We start from the raw sequence: 21,675 nt of genomic DNA, 5'->3' as shown, positions 1-21,675 counted from the left end.
ATTATTACTGACTGAGAAATTCAATTCAAAACATGAACGAAGTGAAAAGATGAAGGCAACAAAGCAGGATCTTTTAATGAAAAATTGAAAATTGAAAACGGCTACGCAGCTCTTCATTCCCACTATATTCGATTAACGAAGAAGAGTTATACACACTTTCAATTTTCAATTGCTTACCTCACCTCTTTTTTAGTAATTTTCTTAGCCACTACACTCAATAAGGCAGAACCTAACAAAGCAGAAAGTACGGATGCCGTTAATATAGAAAACTTAGCCTCCGCCAGTAAAATTTCGTGTCCTGTAAACGATAACAAAGCTATAAAGATAGACATGGTAAAGCCTATACCGGCCAACATTCCTACGCCGATAATTTGTATCCAACGGGCTGCAGTCGGTAATGTAGATACCCCCAACTTTACAGCAATCCATGAAATCAGGGTGATTCCCAAAGGTTTTCCGAGTACTAAACCTAATACAATACCCAAACCTAAAGGAGTAAACAAACCTGCTACCATTTCTTCCTGAAAACGTATATTAGTATTTACCAATGCAAATAACGGCATTATAATAAAGTTGACCGGATTCAGCAGCATATGCTCTAACCGTTCAAGAGGAGATTCCTTCGCATCAGGTGTTGTAGGTAAAGCCATGGCTACCAATACCCCCGCAATGGTAGCGTGAATACCGGAGTGATGTATAAAATACCAGATGAATACGCCGGGAATTAAATAAAAAATCAACTTTTTTACACCAAGTTTATTAAAAACCAACAGAAGCCCGAATAATCCGCCGGCATATAATAAATAATTCCAGTGTAGTTCGGAAGTATAAAAAACAGCAATTACCAGAATTGCCATCAGGTCGTCAACGATAGCTAATGCTGCCAGAAATATTTTTAAAGATGCAGGCACTTTTTTTCCTAACATCGTAATGATAGCAATTGCAAAAGCAATATCCGTAGCCATCGGAATTCCCCAACCACCTGCGGTTTCCGTTCCTTTATTAAGTAAGAAATAAATGCCTGCAGGCGCCAGTACTCCACCTACCGCAGCCAATATCGGCAAAGCAGCTTTTTTAGGACTTGATAACTCCCCCTCTACCAGTTCACGCTTAATTTCAAGTCCTACCAATAAGAAGAATATAGCCATCAGTCCGTCATTAATCCATAAAAGAATTGAATAACGTAAATGCACTGAGGCAGTATCAAACCCGATTTCTGTATCAAGCAACCGTTCAAAATCGGCTCCAAGAGGAGAATTCGCAATTGTTAACGAGAGAATGACACAAATTAACAGCAAAACACCGCCTGCTGTTTTTGATTTCAAAAAGTGCTTAAAAACCGTTAAATTGATCAAAGAATTTCCCATATGGTAAAAATAATAAAGAATACATACACATAACAGCTGTAGTTGAGATCTTTATAAAATCTTTATACCCCGGTCACTATTTTTGTATATATATCAAAAAAACACCTGCTTTGCCCACTAAAAAAAAGAGTACCGCCACTCAGTTAATTATCAGCATCGTACTGGTAGTTGCACTTTCAGCACTGGGATATGTATTTCGTAAATATGTAGACTATATGGCTGTGGCATTGATTCTATTGCTGGCAGTATCTACGCTCGCCATTCTCTTTGATATATTTTCGGTATTGATAGCTGCTATCCTCAGTGCCCTGATTCTAAACTTTTTTTTTATAGAACCTTATCTCAACTATAAAATTAACGACACCGAAAGTGCACTGCTATTTTTCATCTATATTTTCATAGCCCTCGTGAATGCCGTTTTAACCAACCGGCTACGGAAGCAGGAAAGTAAAATCAGAGACCGGGAAGAAAAAGAAAACACCATTAAAATATACAATACGCTTCTAAACTCACTTTCGCACGAGCTTAAAACACCTATTGCCACTATTATAGGAACAATTGATACTTTAAAAGAATCTGATACGATACTACTACCCGATCAGAGAATGGAACTTTTATCAGAAATAGGTATTGCCAGTAATCGTTTAAATACACAGGTGGAAAATTTACTGAATATGAGCAGGCTCGAAGCCGGTAATTTCCAGTTAAAAACCGACTGGACCGATATCAACGAACTTATTTTTATTGTTATCCGGAAACTACCAGAAAACAACACCCACACCGTTGTATTCGACCCGGATGAAAAGCTTCCTCTGTTCAAAGTAGACCGCGGACTCGTAGAAACCGTTTTATACAATCTTATCAATAATGCAGTCAGATATACGCCGGTAAAATCTACTGTAACCATTTTTACCGGTTATACCGACGGTCATTTGAATATAAAAGTAAGTGATAATGGTAAAGGTATTCCTCCTTCGGAAGCCGACCTGATTTTTAATAAATTTTACCGATTGCCGAATTCGGGTACAGGCGGCTCAGGGTTAGGTTTATCAATTGCAAAAGGATTTATTGAAGCTCATCACGGAAATATCAGTGTTGATAACAACAAAAGCGGTGGTGCCGTATTCACCATCAGCATACCTTGTGAGATTTCTTACTTAAAGAATCTGAAAAATGAATAAACCTACCATACTCATTATCGACGATGAACCACAGATTCGCAGGCTCCTCGAAATTAATTTCGTGAGTAACGGATATCTGGTACGCCAGGCAGCTTCGGGTAAAGAAGGATTGTTGCTTGCCGCTAATCTTATTCCCGACATTATAGTACTGGATTTGGGTTTACCCGATATAAAAGGACACGAAGTATTAAAAGTTTTGAGAGAATGGTATACAAAACCGATTCTGATCTTATCAGTACAGAGTAACGAAAATGATATTATTGATGCGCTTGACCAGGGCGCAAACGATTATCTGACCAAGCCTTTCAGGGTAGGTGAATTAATGGCGAGAATCAGGTCAGCCAGCAGAAATAAAACCACCGACGAAACAACACAGATACTGGAAGCCGGCAATATTGAAATTGACCTCGTAGGCCGGGTAGTAAAGTTCAAAGGCGAAGTACTGAAACTGACAGCAACTGAATATTCCTTATTGGTAATGCTGGTCAAAAACGAAGGTAAAGTACTGACCCATCAATTTTTATTAAAAGAAATCTGGGGCATGAGCTTTCAGGCAGAAACACAATATTTAAGAGTATTTATTGCTCAACTTCGAAAAAAAATAGAAGAAAATCCTAATCATCCGCAATTAATCATCACCGAGAGCGGAATAGGTTACCGGTTTCAGCAAAGTACCTAAACTGAGCAGCAAAATATCATTGAAGGCTCATTTCTGATTGTCTTTATAAAATCTTTATATATTTCGAATAAGAGTTTATTTCCTTTTTATACTTTCCGCAACACCTTTGTTTCATTAAACAGCATTTGATAATGGAACAAAAGAAAGGACTTGAACACAAGATAACCTTTGCCTCTTTACTGATTGCACTTGGAATTATTTACGGAGACATCGGTACCAGCCCTCTTTACACTTTTAAAGCAATTATAGGCACCAAAGAAATTACCGAACAATTAGTATTAGGTGGTGTATCCTGTATCTTCTGGACATTAGTATTACAAACTACCGTAAAATATGTTTGGCTAACCCTTAAAGCTGACAATGAAGGCGAGGGAGGAATTTTTTCTCTTTATTCATTGGTGAGAAAGTATGGTAAAAAACTAATTCTACCTACAATGATCGGTGCGGCCGCATTGATGGCAGACGGCATTATAACTCCTGCCGTAACAGTAACCTCAGCTGTAGAAGGATTAACTATGATTGATCATCTGAAACATATCTCTCCCGTGCCGATTGTAATTCTGATCGTATCCGGAATATTCTTCTTTCAGAGATTCGGATCACAGAATGTGGGAAAAGCATTCGGCCCGATCATGACTGTCTGGTTTACCATGCTGATGATTTTAGGTCTGCTTCAGATATTTCATTACCCTTCTGTAATTAAAGCACTCAATCCGTATTATGCTTATAACCTGCTGACCCACTATCCACATGGATTCTGGATTCTGGGAGCAGTCTTTTTATGTACCACCGGTGCAGAAGCACTTTATTCCGACTTAGGCCACTGTGGCAGAAGAAACATACGTATTACCTGGGCTTTTGTAAAAATATGCCTGGTCATCAACTATCTCGGTCAGGCAGCCTGGCTATTACATCAACCCTCTTCATTGCTGGAAGGCCGTAACCCCTTCTTCGAAATAATGCCCTCCTGGTTTTTAATAGCAGGCATTATCATTGCCACTTTTGCAGCCATCATTGCTTCACAGGCATTGATCAGCGGGTCCTTTACATTAATCAACGAAGCCATCAACCTCAACTTCTGGCAGCGTGTACAGGTAAAACAACCTACCGAAGCAAAGGGACAAATCTATATTCCCAGCGTAAACCTTACTTTATGGATTGGCTGTATACTGATTGTACTCTATTTCCGTGACTCTGTTAAAATGGAAGCAGCTTATGGTCTGGCCATTACCATCACCATGATGACAACTACCTTCTTATTGTCTTATTTTCTTTTATATAAACTGAAGTGGAATAAATTAATCGTTATAACATTTTTGTTCACCTTCTCCATTATTGAAATATCTTTTTTCATTGCAAACATTGTAAAATTTCAGGAAGGTGGTTATATCACAGTTCTGGTGGGAACAATTTTCTTCCTCGTCATGTATTCATCTTATTACGGAAGAAAAATAAATAATCGTTATACAAAATTCACTCAGCTGGGTAAGTTCACTGAAAAAATAACTGCTCTCAGTGAAGACACCAACATCCCCAAACTGGCCACCCACCTGATTTATCTTACCAAAGCCGACAGGCGCGATCAGATTGAAGAAATAATCATCGACTCAATATTCTCTAAAAAACCAAAACGGGCAGATATCTATTGGTTTTTCCATATCAACAGAACCAATCATCCTTATACATTGAATTATGAAATATCAGAACTTGTAAATGATAAAATAATAAAAATAGTAGTCAATATCGGGTTCAGAATCCAACCTAAAACTGAGCTTTATTTCAAACAGATTATCTGTGACCTGATTGAAAAAAAAGAACTCAATCTTCCGCTAAAAGATAATGCAGTAAGTAAATACAATCACGAGTTGGATTACCGGTTTGTTATCATTGAAAAGTTTCTTTCTATTGAAAATGAATTTTCATTGCACGAGGGATTTGTATTGAACTCTTACTTCTTTTTAAAGCACTGGGCACAATCTGACGAAAATGCATTCGGTCTCGATAAAACCAGTGTGAATATTGAAGCTGTTCCTCTTGTATATAATTCTGTGCAAAAAATAAATCTGACACGACAACAAGGCAAGTAAGGTTAGTCTGTATTAGCAGCAATAGACAAAGGTTAACTTATGAATGAGTTAACCTTTGTAATTCAACAAACATATCATTAATGGGGCGACACAGCCTTTAATCCTATAATTGAGCTTACCAGCGTAAAAATGAAAAACAATCTCCAGAACGTAGCAGGTTCCTTAAAAATAACAATTCCAATCAGTACGGTACCAACCGCTCCGATACCTGTCCATACAGCATAAGCCGTACCCAGTGGTAATTGTTGGGTAGCTTTAATCAGCAGGAACATACTCAGAAATAAGCAGAGTACAAATCCGCCATACCAGGCATATACAGATTGCCCTACACTTTCTTTTGCTTTTCCTAAACAGAAGGTAAAGCCTACTTCGAACAAACCACCTAAAATCAAGAATAACCAGTTCATACACTTATTTTTTAAAATGTTTCGCAAAGTTATTCTGTATTTGAACCGATTTTTTTTACAAATGATAAAAAACTATTTAAAGTCTGAGCGGATACGGCTCAAACTAACCTGTGAAATTCCCAGATAAGAGGCAATATGACCGAGGGAAACACGTTGTAATAGATGGGGGGTGTCTGTTAACAGCTCTTTATATCGTTCCGTAGCTGTTTGAAACAATTGGGAAATCAATCTTTTTTCAGTTTTAATCAATTCGCTTTCAATCAGTTTTCTTCCCCAATTTGCAATATGAATGTTAGATTTGTATAATTCCTGAAGATCTGCCGTATTGATGGAATAAAGTTCTCCGTCTTCGAGCATTTCAATCGTTTCATACCCTTTTTCATTCTCCACATAACTACGCATTGAAATAACCGTGTCTCCTTCTTTGCCGAACCAGAAAGTAATCTCTTTGTCCTCAACAAAAGAGTAGGCCCGCACAATTCCCTTTTTTACAAAGTACATTTTTCGTTCTATCCTGTCGGCCCGTAACAAGATTTTATCTTTCTCTATCCGTTCTTCCCGGATATAAGTTTTGAAAGAAGTTTTCACCGCTTCCGGTAAAGGAAAAATAGTATCGAGGATCTGATCTATATGCATATTTTATAGAGATAATAGAGTTCTCTTAACTTAAAATAAAACTCTTTTTAGCAGGTGGCCATTACCACAACTACGTTACTTCCAGAAGCTTATTCCGTCAAGATATGTTTATAGTGTAATATCTTTAGCAAAGATACATTAGCTTTTTGCCATTTAATATTTCAGACAGGAAAGACGTTGATACTGCCAACGCTGTTGCCAAAACAAATTTCCCAACCACCAGGTTTAGCACTCAATCATTTAATGTGTAGTTTTTTTGTGTAATTAAGATACAAAAATTATCAATAACCAAACTATCTATTTCATTACCTATCAAGGCTTTATAATTACAACTGTATAATTATAACTGCTTTGCGGTGCATTCTGCACGCCGGATATTCTTATGGTATAAGCCATATCCGAATTACTGTTTATTACCACATTAGACGGCTCCCAAACAATGGTATTATCGCCCATTCCGGTAGCGGTACGCGAAATTACATTCAGTGTTACGTTAATGCCTGCAGGTCCGGTCATAGTTACCTGTGCATTCGTAAAATTAGCATTTGGTATACCAAACGACCAGCGTTGAAAGACGAGCTGCTGTGGAAAGTAACCTTCGGAAGGATAAGCGATATAAGGAGGAATATTCGTATTACCACCTGCCGTTCCTATAACGCCCAGTGCCATTGTATTGTCGGTAGAGCCATAGCTGAATTGAGTTTTGGGAGAATGTAAAATCCAGCGGCGATGCCCTACAGCTTCATTTCCGGCACCCGGGTCTTCTATAAACAAAGTAATAGCATCGGCAGCATTTTTGCCAAGTGCTAAATTGGCAGAGGCTGCACCTGCATGTGCTACGGAGGTCCAACACGACCATGTATCGGGTGGATTATGGCTTAGTGCATTGTTGGCTTTCATCAACAAAGCAGTTTGCTGGTATTGTGCAAATTTGGAAACATCCCAGGTAGTATTATCATTCAGGCCTACCAGACGACGGAAATAATTAATGCGTTGCAATACCTTATCATGCGTTCCTACCGATACACTTCCGGCGATGCAGGCTGTGGCATTGCCATTCCAGCCGGGATCACTAACTGCACTACCCAGGTAAAAGTTTTTATAATCCTGAATCACTTTTTCTTTATCCACTGAGCATGGCGCACACGGTCCGCCACAATCAATACTGGTTTCACCCTGATTCTGAATGCCATCGGCACAGGATGGAGTGCTGTTATCATCGTTTTTCTGACAAGAACATAAAACTAGTATAAATACGAACCATATTCCTTTGACCGACCAATATTTCGCGATATTCATAAACTGTTTTTATAACAGTAAAGTACAACTATTTCTTATTTATTTTAAACAAGCAAGAGCGTAAAGATCAAACTTTTTCAAAAACAATCTGATCATACAACTGCTACATATCAATGATTTACATGCCAGATAAAAAAAACTGAAAAGTCTGTAACATTTTTTCCTGCCTGGTATCTAAAAAGAAATTAAAGCAGGAGATCATGCGTACATTCAAATTAATAGTTCTGTTAGCGATAGTCTTTATTCCTTATTACAGCCAGGCTCATGAAAAATCATTTACTGTAAAAAAATCAGGTACGGGTAGTCAAAGTATTCTCTTCATTCCCGGATTTGCCAGTTCAGGAGATGTGTGGAACGAAACAACTGCCCTGCTGAAAGGCGATTACACTTTACATGTTTTAACCATGGCCGGATTTGCAGGTACCAGTCCTGAGAATAGTCCATCCTTTGAAAAATGGAAAACAGACATTGCTCAATATATCAAAGACAATCAACTCAAAAAACCTGTTGTGGTAGGTCATAGTATGGGAGGAGTAATGGCCATGGCACTGGCAGCCGATTATCCTGATCTGCTCAGTAAAATCATTGTGGTAGATGCCCTGCCTTCATTAACGGCATTAATGAACCCCGGGTTTCAATCGAACCCTGAAAATGACTGTAGTGCAATGATTAATCAGATCACTCAGTTATCAGACTCTGCATTTGCGCAAATGCAGCAGATGAATGCAGTCAGCTTAACCGCTACACAGGAAAGATTTCAGGAAATTGTAGGTTGGAGTATTCGTTCAGACCGGAGAACATTTGCAAAAATTTATTGCGACTTTGCCAATACTGATTTAAGAGAAAAGGTCAAAAACATTACTATTCCTTCACTGATTTTATTAGAGCCTTATTTTAAGAATATCGAAACGGCCATTAACGAACAATACAAAAACCTGAAAACTGCCGATCTTAAATATGCTACGAAAGGACTACATTTTGTAATGTATGACGATAAAGATTGGTATATTCAACAGCTAAATGACTTTTTAACACAGCGATAAATGAAGTTTGAAGAAATATACACTACTTACTGGGAAAAAATATTTCGCTTGTGTCTGGGTTATACAAACGAGTATTCACTTGCCCAGGATATGGCTCAGGAAACTTTTATCATCGTATGGCAGCAACTGCCTAAATTCAGAAACGAATCATCTATCGGAACATGGATTTACCGTATTGCTACTAATACCTGTCTCCGTCAAATAGAAAAACGGAATAGAGTCAAACAAACAGCGCTTCCTGATAATTTTGTTATGGCAGAAGAAAAGAAACATGACATTGAACCACAGATTCAACTGCTGTATCGTTTTATTGCAGAGCTTCCGGAAATTGACAGAATTATTATTTCTCTGGAACTGGAAGATGTGAAACAAGCAGAAATTGCCAGCATTACCGGATTATCAGAGAGTAATATCCGTGTAAAAATTCACCGGATTAAAGATAGGCTCACCAAAAAATTTATGGAAAATGGAGAATAATCAACCCATCAATTTTAAAGAATTATGGAATAAACAAGTAACTCCGGCTCCTGATCAGCAGGACTTGTTTAACAAAATCAGCAAGGAGCAAAAAAGCAGGCTTAAAAAAGTTATTGTAATGAATGTAACAATGTTATTCACAGCAACATTCATTATATTAATCTGGATATATTTTCAACCACGATTTGTTACTACAAAAATTGGTATATTCTTTATACTTTTTGCCATACTGATGATGATCCTTTTTACGAACAAAACCGTTCCATTATACAAGCAATTGAAACCAGATGAATCGAACGCTCAATACCTCGAGGTGTTTAAACGGATAAAAAGCCGGGAGGCGTTTATTCAAACAACTGTTCTGCGGCTTTACTTTGTTATATTATCTGTAGGACTTCTGCTGTATATGTACGAATATGCCTCCAGAATGCAATTGCACTGGGCAGTTATCTACTATGTTGTTTTTCTGGCATTTGTTGCATTCAACTGGTTTTACCTTCGTCCTAAAATGATCAAAAAGAATACAAAGAAAATTGATAGCATCATTGAAAAAATCACTACAATAAAAGAAGAAAGCATTTAGTATCTGATATATTTCATATCATTCAAATAGCAGGCAACAAAAGATCAGTAATTATTTAATGATTTTAAAAATACAAATACCGGGGCTAATCCCCGGTATCTATAAAAACTAAAAATAGTATACTATTGATTGTCTTCTTTTATCATTAAAAAGTTAGCTACCCATTGGAAAGCAACAAAGCCCATTACAAAAACCAGCGCAAACTTACTATATAATTGGCCTGTTAAGAATGCTGATGCAATGCCTGAAAGTCCTACTATAGCCATGCCGATAGTATAAATTAAAAGTGCATTTTTATATTTTGAAGGAGAAAACATAATACCCAATGGCAACATCATCGCAAAACCGAATATTGCAATTGCTAAAAAGCGTTCATCGGATAATATAAAAGTGCATATGCTCCCCAATATAAAAGCGACAAAACTGATGGCTACAAAATTGGAGCTCATTTTTTCTTTTTTGCTCAATAACACTTTTCCGTATTTGTTAAATCGCAAAAATAAATTACTTACGGGTGTGATGATCCAGGTAGAAAAAGCAAGTATAGCCAATCCTATAATAAGTGGCGTCAGATAAGGTTCCAGTGCTTCATTACTTTTAGCAAGAGCACGAAGCGCTCTGAAGCCAACATAAAAACCAATAATAACTGCCCATTGGTACTTTGCATTCAGATTATTCATCCAGAACGAATACTTTAGAAAAGCCCGGTAAACCGGATTCGTTGCTTTAATAGCTTCCAGCATACCAGCTTGAGCATATTCGGAATCCGGGTCATTTTTAAGCGCTTCTTTAAAATGTTCCAGGGCCTTCTTGTGTTTACCCTTTTCCAGGAGCGCCCACCCGTAATTAGCGTGGGTATAAGCATTATTAGGATCTTCACGCAAAGCGCCTTCAATAGTTTCGAATGATTCTTCGCTACGATCAAGTTTGTTTAAAGCAGTACTTCTTGTATTAAGTGCCAGTAAATTTTCAGGGTTAATTTCTAATGCCTGATTAGCTGTTTGCAATGCAGTTTCAAACTGCTTTCTTGCCAGCTGAATGTGCGCCAGCAAAGCAAAATAATCTGCATCATAAGGATCAATTGCGATAGCCTGTTGTACGTACCTTTCGGCATCACTCAATTTTTCCTGCTGTATGGCAATGCGCGACTTCATATAATACAGGTAATCATAATCAGGCGATAATCCGATAGCATTATCTATAATGGAGTGGGCTGCCTCCAGCTTATCTTGCTGTAAATAAACTTCGGCCAGTAATGTTAGAAAATGAACATTGTCAGCATCACCAATCAATAAATCTCTAAGCACATTTTCCGCTTCGGCGAACTTTTTTTGTTGAATTAAAATTTCAACTTTTGATAGCTTAATATCTTCTGACATTTTATTTCTTAATTTTTAAATAGGCCAAGATGTCATCATATAAACCAGCATCATTTGCAAATAAAGCAAAATTTTTAGCTGTTGCGAACCATTCCTGTGTACTGGCTTTATGTTTTTTAACAGCGTTCAACAGATCCTTTGTTTCCAGTGGTTTAGGTATTCCATCTTCAAAAGAACTTTCCAGTTTCTGTTCAATCGCTATATCAATAATTGCATCAATATCAGCACCTGAGTAATGTTCCGTTTTTTTAGAAATACTGTCTACATCTATTGCCACGGCGGGTTTATTCTTCAGTTTTAGATTTAAAATAGAGGCTCTTGTTGCAGCATCCGGTGGTGGAACAAAAACAATCCGGTCAAATCTTCCTGGCCTTCTGAATGCCGGATCTAAATTCCAGGGTGTATTCGTTGCACCTATAATCAGCACCCCTTCATTAGTATCACTTATACCGTCTAATTCCTGCAAAAACTGATTGATAAGATGGCGTCCGCCAGATTGTTTCATGTCACTTCTACTGGCCCCGAGTGCGTCTATTTCATCAATAAAGAGTACACAGGGAGTATGCTGACGCGCTAATTCAAAAATTTCATGTAAGTTTTTTTCACTGTTCCCAATCCACATGTCCAGAATATCATTCAAACCGACACTGATAAACTTTGCATTTACCTGGCCTGCCGTAGCTTTCGCAATAAACGTTTTACCGCAACCCGGAGGGCCATATAACAATATACCGCCGCCTATCTTTTTTCCATAAGCCTTATACAAATCGGGGTGAAGTAAAGGTTTTATAATTTTCAGGTCTATTTCTTTTTTTACACTTTCCATCCCTCCCACATCACTAAAATTAATAGAGGGTTTCTGTAAAAAACGGTTGTCCACTTCTTCCTCTTCATCGAATGTTTGCTCCACACCTCTTATGCGTAGTTGCTGATCTAACTCATCATCAAAATAATCAGGATTAATTAACAGCGCCTGTTTATAAGCTTCAATCGCTTTAGAAAATGCATTTTCTTTCAGTAATGCCTTTGCATGTAAAACAAAAACATTCAAATCCTGCATGCCGGTTTCGATGAGTTCTTCCAGAATCACATTACAGGCAGAGTAGTTTCCTTTATTGTAAAAAACTTTTGCAAGCCCTATGCTGGCTCTCTTATTATCTGACAACTGCAGAAGTGTTGCATATTCCATCTCAGCCTCATCAAATCTGTTCATCGCGAATAAAGTATCAGCTAATAAGAGCCTTAAAGGACTATTATCCGGTGATTGCTTCAATGCTTCTTTTAAGCCATCAATTGTATTATCGTTCATAAGATCATTAGTTACTTTGAATTTTGTCTTTAAAAGTAAAGAATATTTAAATTTCAGCCCCTATTGTAATCTTCCACATAATTCCAAATTTGTCAATACAAATACCATAATAAGAACCCCAGAATGTCTGGTTCATCGGCATTTTGATTTGCCCGCCTTCAGACATTTCATTGAAGACTCTATCCGCTTCTTCTTTGCTATCCGCATGAATAATAAGAGAAAAATTACTGTACTTTAGTAACTCTTTATAGGCTTCTCTGTTATCTGATCCCATGATGGCAGTTTCCTTACTGACAGGCAATGTGACGTGCATGATCTTTTCGTCGCTTTCCTGAAATAATTGTCTGTCGTTTTGAGGAACATCTTTATACCTTCCGAGATAGGCAAATTCTTTTTGAAAAACTGATTTGTAAAAATTAAATGCCTCCTCGCAGTTGCCGTTAAAATAAATATAAGGATTTACGGTTGACATGAATACTTTAAATTTTTAAGATTTCAGTATAATTTACACTTTACTTTGATATTATACAGGGTTCATCCTGTAGTTATGCCGATCAGTTCGTCTTCAGTTGAACAACCGGGTACTTTCTTTTTCAATTACTTTAATCATAACTGTTTATGACGGATGCTTTTTCACAGAACTAACTTAATCAAAAAAAATGAACATTGTATATCTTCTTACTATCTCATGAATTTTGTTTAATCTTTCAAAGGTTATTTCAGACATAAAAACCACTTAAAACCTATGTATTTTATTGATTTATAGATACTATTTTATCCATCTTCTGAATTTAAAGAATCAATACGCTTAAGATTTCAATATATCCTATTGCGTATTTAAAGGTATAACCAAAAGAATATTGTAAGTCATTAATTATGCTATAATAAAGAGAGCAATAACCAGCTTTCTCCAAAAGAAATTACATATACATTAAGAACAGAACGATAGAATGTATCGTCAGCCCAATTCCATTATTATATAATTCATACAAACTTAATATCCTGTTAATCTTAAACAGGCAATTTTGCAGATGTATATAATATATGAATTACCAGAAGGCTTCTGATATTGAATTATGGCATAAATGTCGTCAGAACGACAAAAAGGCTTATAGCGAACTTTTCGAACGCTTCTTTCCATCTCTGTATAAACAGGCCACCTTTTATACTCGCAATGAAATGGATGCAGAAGAGTTGGTAATGGACTTGTTACTGGCTATCTGGGAAAAAAGATCGCTATTGAATATCACTGTTACGGTTAAAGGGTATTTTCAACGTTCCTTACGTAACCGTATTATAAATTATCTTCATAAGAATATACCCGGAACGGAACCTATTGAATTAATTCCGGAAGAACAGTTAATGAGCAACCTCTCTACCGACCGTCAATTGTTGGAAAAAGAAATTATAATAGCCTATCAGAAACAACTAGATCAACTCAGCCCCAGACGCCGGCAATTGTTTCTTTTAAGCCGTGAGGAAAACCTTACGCACCCTGAGATTGCTCAAAAAACAGGACTCTCTGTTAATACGGTTAAAAATCATATTACCTCAGCCATACATACACTTCGGGAAAACACAGAAGGGTTGACCACTTTTTGCATCCTGTTGATTATAAACAACTCATAAACCGGCTCATCTTGTAACTATTATAAAGTATCTCTAAAAAAATTTAAATATTCATTAGTAGTATGCTCTTTCTTTTCCTGTCTATAATTATATAAAGACATATTTATATAATGGAAAAAGATATACGGGGTTTATTGAAGGTTTTTTTGCAGGGAGAGTGCTCTGATGCGGAACTTGCTGAAATAAGAAAAGTTTTAAATACCCCTCAGGCAAAAATCATCTTATCTGAACTGATAGCAGAAAATGAAGCTGCTGTAGAAGCCGGTAGTAAACTTACTCATAAACTTTTGCAGGAAAAATCCAGAAAGGTCAAATACCAGTTGCTGAAAAAAATAAAGGAAGAGGAAGTGTCAGCGCTCCCAAAAACAAGATTAATTTCTAAAAGATTATTACAGCATGCTGCGGTGTGGACAGGAATTTTATTTGTGTCAACGTTTATTCTATGGAAGTCAGTATTATTATCACATTCTCCCAACGAAATAGCCTCCATCATTAAAGAAAATCCTGAAGGTATTCCTGTAAAACATATCCTTCCAGACAGTACTATCGTTTTTCTTTCGGCAGGTAGCAAGCTTATATATCCGAAAGAATTTCCGAACGCAGGCAGAGATGTACAACTTTACGGCGAGGCATTTTTTGATGTTACTCCCGATAAAGAGCATCCGTTTACCATTCATAGCGGAGCTATCAAAACACAAGTGCTGGGAACTTCATTTAAAATAAATGCATTTGACGGATATCCTTTTGAAGTAGCTGTTTCAACGGGAAAAGTGGCAGTTACCACAGACCTGCACAACCAGGCCGAACACCTGGCATCTCTTACGCCGGGCATGAAAGTAACTTATGACAACCATACGCAAAAAACCACTATCGGATCTATAGATATCAACCACCTGAAACAATGGATTGATGGTGATATTGTATTTGACGAGAAACCTTTAGCACAAGTGCTTTTAGAACTAAACAGGCGCTTTGGAGTGCAGATTGATTGTAATGATACCAAGATTACTTCTAAATCAGTAACCGGCTCTTTACCGGCAGGTTATCCCATAGAAAAGACATTGGAACTGCTGAGTGATCTGGCTGATTTCAAGATCAGAAAAGAAAGTACTGATACATTTAAACTATACCAAAAATAAAATTGCCTATGTGATAAATAAACTTAAAAAATGAGTGTTCCCGTTCATACCGGAAACACTCATACAAATGCCGGAGCCCTAATGATTTGCCGTCGTAAGAGTTCCTGCGAACCGGATAAACCGATCATGCTGATTAATCCGCTTTTCAACAAATTAATAAACAACATTAGTAACAAATCTATGCAAAAAGCAATAGACCAATTCAAATTATTTCACTTTTTAAAGCAGCCCCGGTTAACAGTTAAAACCCTTTACCTGCCTGGTATAATTTTATCACTGTTTTTTTGCACGATAATACAAAAAGTTGAAGCACAAAATATCGAAACCAAAACCATTTCTCTTAACCTGAAAAATGCTTCCATTAAAACAACCCTCGATGAAATACAAAAACAGAGTGGTATTCGTTTTCTTTACAATAGTGATATTAATGAATACGCGCACGTTCATATAACACATAACGCACAAAAGATTTCCGTTAAATCGGCATTGGAAATTGCCTTAAAAAACACAGCGTTAAAATATAGCCTGAAAGACGGTTTTATCCTCATCAAAAAAGAAATGACTGCTTCGCCGGTTGTTTCACCCCAAAAAACGCCCATTCAGGAAGCTCAACCCGGGCGTATCTCCGGTAAAGTATTGGATGACCGCGGGCAACCTCTATCTGGTGCAACCATACGCGTTACAGGTTCAAAAAGTATAGCCACACAATCATCTGCAGATGGAAATTATGTGTTGAATTTAGTTGGAGGAGTTTACACATTAGAAGTGACTTATATTTCTTATCAGACACAACGTATCACTGAGATAGTGGTAAAGAACAACAGTAATACACCGCTTAATATAGCTATGAAAGCAGAAACAAATACCTTACAACAGGTCGTCGTTTCTTCAGGATATAAAAAAGCTTCCGTTGCAGGATTGTATGCGCGTCAGAAAAATGCTGCATCCGTCAGCGATGGCATCTCAGCCGAGCAAATTGCACGTACACCTGATAATGATATAGGGCAAGTATTAAAACGTGTTACCGGACTCACTACTGTGAATAACCGAAGTGTAGTTGTACGGGGAATGTCTGACCGCTATAATCAGGCTATGCTCGATGGCATAGTTATTCCAAGCACTTCTCAGAACAGGCGTGATTTTTCCTTTGATATTATTCCTACCGAAATGGTGAGTTCTATTGTGGTCAATAAAACAGCAACGCCTGATGTATCGGCCGAATTTTCGGGTGGGCAGGTTTCAGTAAATACCATGGATATACCCGAACAAAATTTTACGAGTGTTCAATTTGGTATAGGTGGTAATTCGCGTACTACCGGCAAAGATTTTTATCGCCTCGGTAAGCGTAATACCAACGAGTACTTCGGATTCTTCGACAAATCCGCAAAGATTCCCGAAGGTATCAAAACCTGGGAATGGAATAACCGGGCTACACAACTGGATGCACCTCCGGGATATATACTGACAGATCCGGAATTAAACAACAACGTTCTCAATTCTACAGAATTTGGTGATGCTGTTAAATATAATGAGATGGACGCCATTGCCCAGTCAAAAAAACTGAACAGTGACGCTATGCGGCCATACCAATACAAAGCTTCTCCAAATCAAAATATGCGTTTATCGCTTGGGCGTATTTATGACCTGAAAAAAGGAATGCGCTTCGGATTTGTTACATCCGCTAATTTCAGAAACGAACAAAATATCATTTCCTTTAATAACGTAAGACGTTCGCCTATGGGCAACTACATTGATAGCACAGGCCTTGGTGACAACGGGGCAGGTATATCTTACCGGTTTAACAGTAACAGCGCGCTGGTTGCCAATATCGGATTACAGGGGCAGCGTTTTAAAGTAGCACTGAAGAATATTTATGCCCGTACTTACAGCGATAGCTACAACGAATCAATCCAAAAACCCCGCGAAGAATCGAATCCGATCCCTACTAAACTCGTATATCAATTACCGGAAGCTATGTCGTTACAACAACATCAGTTAATCGGTGAATATAAATTGCCCTGGAATATAAAAGCTGAAGGGATGTTTACCGTCAATAAAATCAAGCAACAGATTTTAGATGAGCGTAAATTATCTTATAGATTAACTACTACACTTGATGACAAACCCTATTTCATGACACCCGGCCTGATGACGCATTCCGCTGCCTCCACAGGAGGAACTTTCAGAGACTGGCGTATGTGGACACGAATCGACGAAACGGATTACAACTGGAGTGCGGCATTTTCCCGCAAATTCGGAGAAGGAAAAAAATTCTCTACGGTGGCCAAACTGGGTTATCAGGCATGGACAAAGAAAAGATCACTGGATGTAAATAAAATGGCACCCTGGACCAGATCCTGGGCGGAAGGTACCACCAATCAGAGAGCCCCTGAGCTGGAAATTCCCTATCACCAGCTATTTGCAGCCGAAAATATCGGCAATGGCGACAACCAGGCATATTATTACGCCGATGCACTCGGCGGAAGATACTATGATGGCGATATGACATTGCATGCTTTATTCCTGATGGCTGATCAGAAATTTGGCAAGAAGCTTCGGCTCGTATACGGCGTTCGTGCCGAATATTTTGGCCTATATTCAAAGCAGGAAGAATTGTTCAAACGCAGCTATAAAGACCCGTCAGACCCTAACCATGTACAAAGACACCGTTTCGGAGTAAAGGAAAATAACTGGCGCTTCCTGCCTTCAATCAATACAACCTATAGCATTACACCGAATTTAAATATCCGTGCAAGTTATTCCAAAACCGTAATCCGCCCCGACTTCAGAGAGGTGGGAATGTTTGCTATGTATGATTTTGAAATTGACGGTTATGTTTACGGTGAACATGTTCAATCTACGCTGATAGACAATATAGACCTGCGTATTGAATGGTATCCTTCTCCCGGTGAAATCATTTCTTTAACCGGCTATCATAAAAAGTTGGATAAACCTATCGAATTAATTCATTCGTTAGACAACCAATATACCTATGCCAATATGGACAATGCCATAAATCTGGGATTAGAGCTCGAAATCAGAAAAGACTTTTCGTTTCTGTCCGATAAAGATTGGCTCAGCGATTTATTCATATACGCTAACGGAACCTTACTCAAATCAAAAGTAAACGTGCTCAGTCATTGGCAATGGATCAACAATCCGGAAACACAGGTTGCTGAACGCGTTCAGCAACGGTACCCTAATCAGGATAGACCATTAATCGGACAGTCTCCCTGGTTATTGAACCTCGGGCTTGGATATTGGGGCAATCAATATGGAGCTACGGCAAGTTATAATCATCGCGGTTATCGTACTAATCTTGCGAATGTGAATCTGGCAAGAGTTGAATATGAACTCGCACCTAAACAATTGGATGCACAGTTTTATGCCAGATTTCTAAAGCAGAAGATGGAGGTAAAGCTCAATATTGCGAATATCCTCGATGACTGGACCCGCTATTACGTGAATATACATGATTATGAAATGGACGAGAGTACCAAATTGAATGTACTAAAAGAAGGCAAATCCATCCAATATAATAAAGCAGAAGGAGACAACATCACTTATCGTAAAAGAGAGGGACGACGTTTCAGCCTTTCCGTAACCTACAACTTCTAAATAAAACGATATGACAGCTTATAATAAAATTTCAATTTACCTGCTCGCATTTTTGATGAGTTTTGGTTTCATCGGATGCAATAAAGGAGAACTGGTGGAAGAGCAGGAACAATTAGCCAGAATTACCTTTAGAACTTACACTGGTGAGCATTTGAATATCAAAAAAATATCCATCAATGGTGAGTTTACCCGGCCAGATGGAACAAGTTTTCTTTTTTTCGTGGATAAAAAGGATAGTGCCGACGTAGTTGCTTTTGATGACAAAGACAATAAGCTGATTCAGCAACGGCTGGCATTAAAAAGGGGGAGTAATGTTTTTGGAGTGTACCCTAAAAGTCCGCTCGACCCCACATTGGTAGTCGGTAAAAACCCGTTGGAAACTGGTGTTGCCCCTGAAGGAACCTATCAGGTCAAAATATTGAACTATAATAAGATCATTTCGCCAAACGGTGAACCGATACGCCTGGCTATCTACAAAGGAACGATGGTGTTCGATGAGGTTTCGGGTTGGGAGCAAATCTTTTTTGAGGAAGAGCCACTCGTAACAACAGATTTAATCACCGATCAAATCCCTGAATACTTTATTCAGATTCCAAGAACTACATTTTACAAAGCCACTGTGCTGGATAAAGATGGTAACCCATTATTGTTAGATGGACAGAATGTTTACATATACCCAAGACTTGGTGTACTGCAAGATTTTAAATTTGCTATCATGTATTTACCCAATAAGGAAGCTGATGTAATTTTCGAAGAAGATTGGTTTAATATGGTTGATGGCTTAGGCTTTGAGTTGTTCGATGTTTGGTTGAAAAAATAAAATAGTAGCAAAGCCATCAGCACGCAACAAAAACAGCAGTGAAAAATGCTCTTCAAAAGCTTCAGTAGCTTATCTTAACCTACCGGGCATGTTTCCTGATGCGCCTGCTGATGGCTTATTGATTATATCCATCTATTCAGGAAGATACTTTACACACTACGAAAAACTGATCAACGAACAGGTACGCAAGAAGTCAATATAAAAGAAAGTAACCTATAGCTAACGTTATAAAACACCAACTTCACAATACTTTTTATTGATTTTCATACCATTAATTAAATTTTCAAAAAAATAATTAAAAAATATTTGAAAATTGATTTTTCGATTTATATTTGCACCCCAATCACGCAATACCTTGTGTATGAGTGATTAAGGATCGGTAGTTCAGTTGGTTAGAATGCCGCCCTGTCACGGCGGAGGTCGCGGGTTCGAGTCCCGTCCGGTCCGCAAAGGTCACTCTGGAAAGAGTGACCTTTTTGCTTTTAAAACCAGCTCTATTGAAACACTACCATGAGAAGATTAAAACTCCCTGCCATCTCAAAACTTTAAGTAATAAAAAGAAAATGGATCCGGTTACCCCGAATCCATCTATTCCTGGTTCAGATTTGCCTGAACTCATTAACCAAAACAAACCAAAAGGTTCTAATTATATCCATTATTCTGCGGTAAAAGATTACGGTTTGCCTCCAGCTCCTTTAATGGAATTGGCAATAAATCATTATTCACTGACCATTCAGGTTTTAAAGGACTCAGGAATTCCTCAGTTCTATTCATACGTTTCAGGTCAAACCAGCGATGCGACATTTCCATAAAGAACTCAATTCTTCTTTCTTTTAATATAGCGTCCAAAATTTCGTCTTTATCTGATGAAACAAAATCATCCAGGTCAGCACGATTTCTGATTTTATTCAAATCTTTCAACGCATCAGTATATTGTTCTGTCTGCGCTAAAGCTTCAGCCCTTATCAGGTATTGTTCCGCCAGCCTGAATACAATACTATATTCCACACTAACGGTACCTGTAGGATTTCTCTGTTTATACTTGTAAGGATAGTGCCATGAATTATTTCCTATAGTAAAAAGTCCTAACCAGTCTGTTAACCTTTTATCACCGGTTTCATGCGCATTGAGAAATTCATCTCGGATTACAAAACCAGCTATTGACGGATCCTGAACCATTATAAAAGTTCCTTCTGATGCATTAATACCATCCTGTGAAGGTTTAAACTGCCAGATTGCTTCTTTACTTTCTTTTAAAAACACTTTGTTCAACACAGGCTCTATGTCATACAGTGCAATATTACCAATCACCTCTGAAGACTGTAGCAGGGCATTCGGCCAGTCTTTCTGATATAAGTATACTCTCGCCATAAAAGATTTAACCACCCATTTATTCGGACGTACACGTTCGGCAATCGGATAATTTTCTAACAATAAATTTTCTGCTACTTTCAGATCTTTTAATATTGCTGTATAAACTTCATCAACAGTTATCTTACCCTGATTCTTTGTTTGAAAATAATCAGTAGTTGTTACATAAGGTATATTTCCATAAGTGTTGGCAAGATAAAAATGTATCAGTGCCCGTACAAACAACGCTTCACCAACCAGTCTTTCTTTTACACCTTCACTCAGATTGGTAGACTCCTCTACCCCCTCAAGAATTGAATTGGCCAGATATATTGCCTGAAAAGAATATGACCACAGATTATAAACCTGATTAATCGATGGGTTTAATATACTATTTGAGAAAAAGTATCTGTCATTAACAGTAGGGTTTATATACTCTATTTCATCAGCGTATAAACCCAGGTATTCTACGGAGCTGACAATAGATCCTGTAAGAAAGCTATTGGTTCTTAAATAAGCATACATTCCTGCCAGTGCAGTTTCTGCAGCTTTATCAGATGAAAATAATTCTTTTCTCAACAACTGAGATTTCGGAGGTTCCACTTCCACAAATTTTGTACATGCGGAAAATAATATTAAGCAAAACAGGCAAAGCCATTTATAGAGATGATA

The 21,675-nt window shown here is 37.8% G+C and carries 18 protein-coding genes and 1 tRNA gene; 11 read left to right on the top strand and 8 right to left on the bottom strand.

Features of this window, described 5'->3' with window-relative positions; genetic code table 11:
- Nucleotides 1-173: 173 nt before the first annotated feature.
- A complete protein-coding gene (nhaA, locus tag D9O48_RS18070; RefSeq protein ID WP_126974402.1) occupies nucleotides 174-1,367 on the bottom strand; it encodes a Na+/H+ antiporter NhaA in 1,194 nt (397 codons plus the stop codon).
- A gap of 110 nt (nucleotides 1,368-1,477) precedes the next feature.
- Here nhaA and D9O48_RS18065 point away from each other — a divergent pair, with 110 nt between their 5' ends.
- From D9O48_RS18065 to D9O48_RS18055, 3 genes are all read left to right on the top strand, one after another.
- Nucleotides 1,478-2,548 (top strand): sensor histidine kinase, encoded by a 1,071-nt coding sequence (locus D9O48_RS18065; RefSeq protein ID WP_199750616.1) that lies wholly within the window; start codon nucleotides 1,478-1,480, stop codon nucleotides 2,546-2,548.
- Nucleotides 2,541-3,227, top strand: a complete 687-nt coding sequence (locus tag D9O48_RS18060; RefSeq protein ID WP_126974401.1) for a response regulator — start codon at nucleotides 2,541-2,543, stop codon at nucleotides 3,225-3,227. Before D9O48_RS18065 ends, D9O48_RS18060 begins: the two co-directional genes overlap by 8 nt.
- Before the next feature lie 131 nt (nucleotides 3,228-3,358).
- Nucleotides 3,359-5,314 (top strand): KUP/HAK/KT family potassium transporter, encoded by a 1,956-nt coding sequence (locus D9O48_RS18055; protein ID WP_126974400.1) that lies wholly within the window; start codon nucleotides 3,359-3,361, stop codon nucleotides 5,312-5,314.
- A gap of 77 nt (nucleotides 5,315-5,391) precedes the next feature.
- Here the strand turns inward: D9O48_RS18055 and D9O48_RS18050 are convergent, their stop codons facing one another.
- From D9O48_RS18050 to D9O48_RS18040, 3 genes are all read right to left on the bottom strand, one after another.
- Entirely contained in the window at nucleotides 5,392-5,721 is a 330-nt protein-coding gene (locus tag D9O48_RS18050; protein ID WP_126974399.1) for a DMT family transporter, read from the bottom strand.
- Nucleotides 5,722-5,793: 72 nt separating this feature from the next.
- Nucleotides 5,794-6,357: a Crp/Fnr family transcriptional regulator gene (locus D9O48_RS18045; protein ID WP_126974398.1), complete on the bottom strand. Its 564-nt coding sequence runs from the start codon at nucleotides 6,355-6,357 to the stop codon at nucleotides 5,794-5,796.
- Between the two features lie 312 nt (nucleotides 6,358-6,669).
- The gene (locus tag D9O48_RS18040; protein WP_126974397.1) at nucleotides 6,670-7,656 is read right to left on the bottom strand and encodes a CAP domain-containing protein; all 987 of its coding nucleotides are present in this window, start codon (nucleotides 7,654-7,656) and stop codon (nucleotides 6,670-6,672) included.
- 200 nt (nucleotides 7,657-7,856) lie between these two features.
- Between D9O48_RS18040 and D9O48_RS18035 the strand changes: the two genes are divergently transcribed.
- Genes D9O48_RS18035 through D9O48_RS18025 form a run of 3 tightly spaced genes read left to right on the top strand, consistent with a single transcriptional unit; the run spans nucleotide 7,857 to nucleotide 9,759 of the window.
- The gene (locus D9O48_RS18035; protein ID WP_126974396.1) at nucleotides 7,857-8,699 is read left to right on the top strand and encodes an alpha/beta fold hydrolase; all 843 of its coding nucleotides are present in this window, start codon (nucleotides 7,857-7,859) and stop codon (nucleotides 8,697-8,699) included.
- Nucleotides 8,700-9,176 (top strand): RNA polymerase sigma factor, encoded by a 477-nt coding sequence (locus D9O48_RS18030; RefSeq protein ID WP_126974395.1) that lies wholly within the window; start codon nucleotides 8,700-8,702, stop codon nucleotides 9,174-9,176.
- Entirely contained in the window at nucleotides 9,166-9,759 is a 594-nt protein-coding gene (locus D9O48_RS18025; protein WP_126974394.1) for a hypothetical protein, read from the top strand. Before D9O48_RS18030 ends, D9O48_RS18025 begins: the two co-directional genes overlap by 11 nt.
- A 122-nt stretch (nucleotides 9,760-9,881) precedes the next feature.
- Here the strand turns inward: D9O48_RS18025 and D9O48_RS18020 are convergent, their stop codons facing one another.
- The 3 genes from D9O48_RS18020 to D9O48_RS18010 are packed head-to-tail and all read right to left on the bottom strand — an operon-like array spanning nucleotide 9,882 to nucleotide 12,919.
- A complete protein-coding gene (locus D9O48_RS18020; RefSeq protein ID WP_126974393.1) occupies nucleotides 9,882-11,138 on the bottom strand; it encodes a tetratricopeptide repeat protein in 1,257 nt (418 codons plus the stop codon).
- 1 nt (nucleotide 11,139) lies between these two features.
- On the bottom strand, nucleotides 11,140-12,447 hold the full coding sequence (locus D9O48_RS18015) for an ATP-binding protein (protein ID WP_126974392.1): 1,308 nt from the start codon (nucleotides 12,445-12,447) through the stop codon (nucleotides 11,140-11,142).
- Nucleotides 12,448-12,493: 46 nt separating this feature from the next.
- Nucleotides 12,494-12,919, bottom strand: a complete 426-nt coding sequence (locus tag D9O48_RS18010; protein ID WP_126974391.1) for a VOC family protein — start codon at nucleotides 12,917-12,919, stop codon at nucleotides 12,494-12,496.
- A gap of 572 nt (nucleotides 12,920-13,491) precedes the next feature.
- Here D9O48_RS18010 and D9O48_RS18005 point away from each other — a divergent pair.
- The 5 genes from D9O48_RS18005 to D9O48_RS17985 all read left to right on the top strand — a co-directional run bounded on the left by D9O48_RS18005 (nucleotide 13,492) and on the right by D9O48_RS17985 (nucleotide 20,100).
- Nucleotides 13,492-14,076 (top strand): RNA polymerase sigma factor, encoded by a 585-nt coding sequence (locus tag D9O48_RS18005; RefSeq protein ID WP_126974390.1) that lies wholly within the window; start codon nucleotides 13,492-13,494, stop codon nucleotides 14,074-14,076.
- A gap of 110 nt (nucleotides 14,077-14,186) precedes the next feature.
- Entirely contained in the window at nucleotides 14,187-15,215 is a 1,029-nt protein-coding gene (locus D9O48_RS18000) for a FecR family protein (protein WP_126974389.1), read from the top strand.
- Between the two features lie 30 nt (nucleotides 15,216-15,245).
- Complete coding sequence (locus tag D9O48_RS17995; RefSeq protein WP_126974388.1) at nucleotides 15,246-18,833, top strand: TonB-dependent receptor; 3,588 nt, start codon at nucleotides 15,246-15,248, stop codon at nucleotides 18,831-18,833.
- A 10-nt stretch (nucleotides 18,834-18,843) separates the two neighbouring features.
- Nucleotides 18,844-19,653 carry a hypothetical protein gene (locus tag D9O48_RS17990; protein WP_126974387.1) on the top strand — a complete coding sequence of 270 codons (810 nt, stop codon included), beginning with the start codon at nucleotides 18,844-18,846 and terminating at the stop codon, nucleotides 19,651-19,653.
- A gap of 373 nt (nucleotides 19,654-20,026) precedes the next feature.
- A tRNA-Asp gene (locus D9O48_RS17985) sits at nucleotides 20,027-20,100 on the top strand.
- 195 nt (nucleotides 20,101-20,295) lie between these two features.
- Here D9O48_RS17985 and D9O48_RS17980 read toward each other — a convergent pair.
- Complete coding sequence (locus D9O48_RS17980; RefSeq protein ID WP_158624938.1) at nucleotides 20,296-21,606, bottom strand: RagB/SusD family nutrient uptake outer membrane protein; 1,311 nt, start codon at nucleotides 21,604-21,606, stop codon at nucleotides 20,296-20,298.
- Nucleotides 21,607-21,675 lie beyond the last annotated feature (69 nt).

The organism is Gynurincola endophyticus, assembly GCF_003991195.1.
Taxonomy (GTDB): domain Bacteria; phylum Bacteroidota; class Bacteroidia; order Chitinophagales; family Chitinophagaceae; genus Gynurincola; species Gynurincola endophyticus.
Note: the sequence above shows the minus strand (reverse complement) of the source record. Positions and strands in the feature narration are given on the sequence as shown.

What these genes read in the sequence shown, in the direction of transcription:
- nhaA (WP_126974402.1), bottom strand. Translation starts at nt 1,367, where the DNA reads ATGGGAAATTCTTTGATCAATTTAACGGTTTTTAAGCACTTTTTGAAA.
- D9O48_RS18060 (WP_126974401.1), top strand. Translation starts at nt 2,541, where the DNA reads ATGAATAAACCTACCATACTCATTATCGACGATGAACCACAGATTCGC.
- D9O48_RS18055 (WP_126974400.1), top strand. Translation starts at nt 3,359, where the DNA reads ATGGAACAAAAGAAAGGACTTGAACACAAGATAACCTTTGCCTCTTTA.
- D9O48_RS18050 (WP_126974399.1), bottom strand. Translation starts at nt 5,721, where the DNA reads ATGAACTGGTTATTCTTGATTTTAGGTGGTTTGTTCGAAGTAGGCTTT.
- D9O48_RS18045 (WP_126974398.1), bottom strand. Translation starts at nt 6,357, where the DNA reads ATGCATATAGATCAGATCCTCGATACTATTTTTCCTTTACCGGAAGCG.
- D9O48_RS18040 (WP_126974397.1), bottom strand. Translation starts at nt 7,656, where the DNA reads ATGAATATCGCGAAATATTGGTCGGTCAAAGGAATATGGTTCGTATTT.
- D9O48_RS18035 (WP_126974396.1), top strand. Translation starts at nt 7,857, where the DNA reads ATGCGTACATTCAAATTAATAGTTCTGTTAGCGATAGTCTTTATTCCT.
- D9O48_RS18030 (WP_126974395.1), top strand. Translation starts at nt 8,700, where the DNA reads ATGAAGTTTGAAGAAATATACACTACTTACTGGGAAAAAATATTTCGC.
- D9O48_RS18025 (WP_126974394.1), top strand. Translation starts at nt 9,166, where the DNA reads ATGGAGAATAATCAACCCATCAATTTTAAAGAATTATGGAATAAACAA.
- D9O48_RS18020 (WP_126974393.1), bottom strand. Translation starts at nt 11,138, where the DNA reads ATGTCAGAAGATATTAAGCTATCAAAAGTTGAAATTTTAATTCAACAA.
- D9O48_RS18015 (WP_126974392.1), bottom strand. Translation starts at nt 12,447, where the DNA reads ATGAACGATAATACAATTGATGGCTTAAAAGAAGCATTGAAGCAATCA.
- D9O48_RS18010 (WP_126974391.1), bottom strand. Translation starts at nt 12,919, where the DNA reads ATGTCAACCGTAAATCCTTATATTTATTTTAACGGCAACTGCGAGGAG.
- D9O48_RS18005 (WP_126974390.1), top strand. Translation starts at nt 13,492, where the DNA reads ATGAATTACCAGAAGGCTTCTGATATTGAATTATGGCATAAATGTCGT.
- D9O48_RS18000 (WP_126974389.1), top strand. Translation starts at nt 14,187, where the DNA reads ATGGAAAAAGATATACGGGGTTTATTGAAGGTTTTTTTGCAGGGAGAG.
- D9O48_RS17995 (WP_126974388.1), top strand. Translation starts at nt 15,246, where the DNA reads ATGAGTGTTCCCGTTCATACCGGAAACACTCATACAAATGCCGGAGCC.
- D9O48_RS17990 (WP_126974387.1), top strand. Translation starts at nt 18,844, where the DNA reads ATGACAGCTTATAATAAAATTTCAATTTACCTGCTCGCATTTTTGATG.